We start from the raw sequence: 3,146 nt of genomic DNA on the forward strand, positions 1-3,146 counted from the left end.
GGGCAAGCCCGCTCCCACGCCGATCTCTGGTCATGGCGTGGGAGCGGGCTTGCCCCGCGATAGGGCCTTTAAGGCAGCAGAACAGTCGAGCCGACAGTACGCCGCGCCGACAACTCACTCTGCGCCTTGGCCGCTTCACTCAACGGATACCGCTGCTGGATATCCACCACCAGCTTGCCGCTGGCGATCATCGCGAACAGGTCATCGGCCATGGCCTGGGTGTTCTCGGCGTTGTTGGCATAGCTCGCCAGCGTCGGCCGGGTGACATACAGCGAACCCTTCTGCGACAAGATCCCCAGGTTCACCCCGGTCACCGCGCCAGAGGCATTGCCGAAGCTCACCATCAGCCCACGCGGCTTCAGGCAGTCCAGCGAAGTCAGCCAGGTATCCGCCCCCACGCCGTCGTACACCACCGGGCATTTCTGACCGTCGGTCAGTTCCAGCACCCGCTGGGCCACGTCTTCACGGCTGTAGTCGATGGTCGCCCAGGCCCCGAGCGCCTTGGCCCGTTCGGCCTTCTCGGCAGAGCTGACAGTACCGATCAGCTTGGCGCCCAACGCTTTGGCCCATTGGCAAGCCAGCGAACCCACACCACCGGCAGCCGCATGGAACAGCACGAAATCACCCGGCTGCACGGCATAGGTCTGCTTGAGCAGGTACTGCGTGGTCAGCCCCTTGAGCATCACCGCCGCCGCCTGCTCGAAGCTGATCGCCTCCGGCAGCTTGACCAGGTTAGCCTCTGGCAGCGTGTGCACCTCGCTGTAGGCCCCCAGCGGCCCACCGGCATAAGCCACGCGGTCGCCCACCTTGATCCGGCTGACGCCCTCACCCACTGCCTCGACCACCCCCGCCGCTTCGGTACCCAGCCCGGAAGGCAGCGACGGCGGCGCATACAGCCCGCCACGGAAATAGGTGTCGATGAAGTTCAGGCCGATCGCATGGTTGCGCACGCGCACCTGCTGCGGGCCGGGCGGGGCCGGGTCGAATTCCACCAGCTGCAACACTTCCGGGCCGCCATGCTGGCTGAACTGGATACGCTTGGCCATCACACACTCCTGTCTGTAGGGCTGCTCGGTTTGCACGAAAAGTGCCTGCGCGACGATCATGCTGCGTTGAAAACAGGCTCGGAATGCTCATTTGCAACCAGCAAACTCCGCTTCCTCGCCTGTTTTCGCCTTGCCTGATCGCCGCTCGGCGACTTTTCGTACAAACCTTAAAGGCCTTCTATCGGACGCCTTTGCTTGATCGCCGTCAACTGCGGCGCGGGGTTTGCCGGTGGTATGCTACGCGGCGAATTTTCCCCGCTCCTTCCAGGTGACCCGATGACCAGCCGCACCGAGGCCGTGAAAGCCTACCTGCTCGACCTGCAAGACCGCATCTGCACTGCCCTCGAGACCGAAGACGGCGGCGCCCGCTTCGTCGAGGATGCCTGGGTGCGCGATGCCGGCGGCGGCGGTCGCACGCGGGTGATCGGCGACGGCAAGGTGATCGAGAAAGGCGGCGTCAACTTTTCCCACGTGTTCGGCAGCGGCCTGCCGCCGTCGGCCAGTGCCCACCGCCCGGAGCTGGCGGGCCGTGGTTTCGAGGCGCTGGGCGTGTCGCTGGTGATCCACCCGCACAACCCGCATGTGCCGACTTCCCACGCCAACGTGCGGTTCTTCATCGCCGAAAAAGAAGGTGAAGAGGCCGTGTGGTGGTTCGGCGGCGGCTTCGACCTGACCCCGTACTACGGCAATGAAGAAGACTGCGTGCACTGGCACCGCGTGGCCGAGCAGGCCTGCGCGCCGTTCGGCGCCGACGTGTACCCGCGCTACAAGGCCTGGTGCGACCGCTACTTCCACCTCAAGCACCGTGGCGAGCCACGCGGCATTGGCGGCCTGTTCTTCGATGACCTGAACGAGTGGGACTTCGACACCTGCTTCGCTTTCATCCGCGCCATCGGTGACGCCTATGTCGAGGCTTACCTGCCAATCGTTCAGCGCCGCAAGGGCACGCCGTATACCCCCGCGCAGCGCGAGTTCCAGGAATACCGCCGTGGCCGCTACGTCGAGTTCAACCTGGTCTACGACCGTGGCACCCTGTTCGGCCTGCAGTCCGGTGGCCGTACCGAGTCGATCCTGATGTCGCTGCCGCCGCAAGTGCGCTGGGGCTACGACTGGAAAGCCGAACCTGGCAGTGAAGAAGCGCGCCTGACCGAGTACTTCCTGCAAGACCGCGACTGGCTCGCCCAGTAAGCCTGTGGATAACCGAGGATCACCCATGGACCAGTATGTCGTTTTCGGTAACCCCATCGGCCACAGCAAGTCGCCGCTGATCCACCGCCTGTTCGCCGACCAGACCGGTGAGGCCCTGGAGTACGCCACCCTGCTGGCGCCGCTGGACGAGTTCAGCGACTGCGCCCGTGGCTTCTTCAAGCAAGGCAGCGGCGCCAACGTCACCGTGCCGTTCAAGGAAGAGGCCTACCGCCTGTGCGACAGCCTCACCCCGCGCGCCCAGCGTGCCGGCGCGGTGAACACCCTGACCAAGCTGGCCGACGGTAGGTTGCAGGGCGACAACACCGACGGTGCCGGGTTGGTGCGCGACCTTACCGTCAACGCCGGGGTCGAACTGGCCGGCAAGCGCATCCTGATCCTCGGCGCCGGTGGCGCGGTGCGCGGTGTGCTGGAGCCGATCCTGGCGCACAAGCCGCAGTCGCTGGTGATCGCCAACCGCACGGTGGAGAAGGCCGAGCAACTGGCCCGTGAGTTCGATGAGCTGGGGCCGGTGGTGGCCAGCGGTTTTGCCTGGTTGCAGGAGCCGGTGGACGTGATCATCAACGCCACTTCGGCAAGCCTGGCTGGCGAGCTGCCGCCGATTGCCGAGAGCCTGGTCGAGGCGGGACGTACCGTTTGCTACGACATGATGTATGGCAAGGAGCCGACGCCGTTCTGCCAATGGGCGAGCAAGCTGGGCGCGGCGAAGGTGCTGGACGGGTTGGGGATGCTGGCGGAGCAGGCGGCCGAGGCGTTCTTTATCTGGCGTGGGGTGCGTCCGGAGACGGCGCCTGTGCTGGATGAGCTGCGTCGGCAGCTAGCTCGCGGCTGAGCTTGGTACCCAATCGCGGGGCAAGCCCGCTCCCACGCAGACCTCTGATCATGGCGTGGGAG

Annotated in this window: 3 protein-coding genes; 2 read left to right on the forward strand and 1 reads right to left on the reverse strand. The window is 65.6% G+C overall.

Going from position 1 to position 3,146, the window contains the following annotated elements; translation table 11 throughout:
• Positions 1-68: 68 nt before the first annotated feature.
• Positions 69-1,046, reverse strand: coding sequence for an NADPH:quinone reductase (locus tag ABE459_RS25790; protein ID WP_323831213.1), 978 nt, complete (start codon positions 1,044-1,046; stop codon positions 69-71).
• A gap of 276 nt (positions 1,047-1,322) precedes the next feature.
• On the opposite strand from ABE459_RS25790, the gene hemF reads away from it, so the two are divergent.
• A complete protein-coding gene (gene hemF / locus ABE459_RS25795) occupies positions 1,323-2,234 on the forward strand; it encodes an oxygen-dependent coproporphyrinogen oxidase (RefSeq protein ID WP_046853587.1) in 912 nt (303 codons plus the stop codon).
• 25 nt (positions 2,235-2,259) lie between these two features.
• Positions 2,260-3,084 carry a shikimate dehydrogenase gene (gene aroE, locus ABE459_RS25800; protein ID WP_323831214.1) on the forward strand — a complete coding sequence of 275 codons (825 nt, stop codon included), beginning with the start codon at positions 2,260-2,262 and terminating at the stop codon, positions 3,082-3,084.
• The last annotated feature ends 62 nt before the right edge of the window (positions 3,085-3,146 follow it).

Origin of the sequence: Pseudomonas sp. TWI923, assembly GCF_039673365.1 — a bacterium.
GTDB lineage: Bacteria > Pseudomonadota > Gammaproteobacteria > Pseudomonadales > Pseudomonadaceae > Aquipseudomonas > Aquipseudomonas sichuanensis.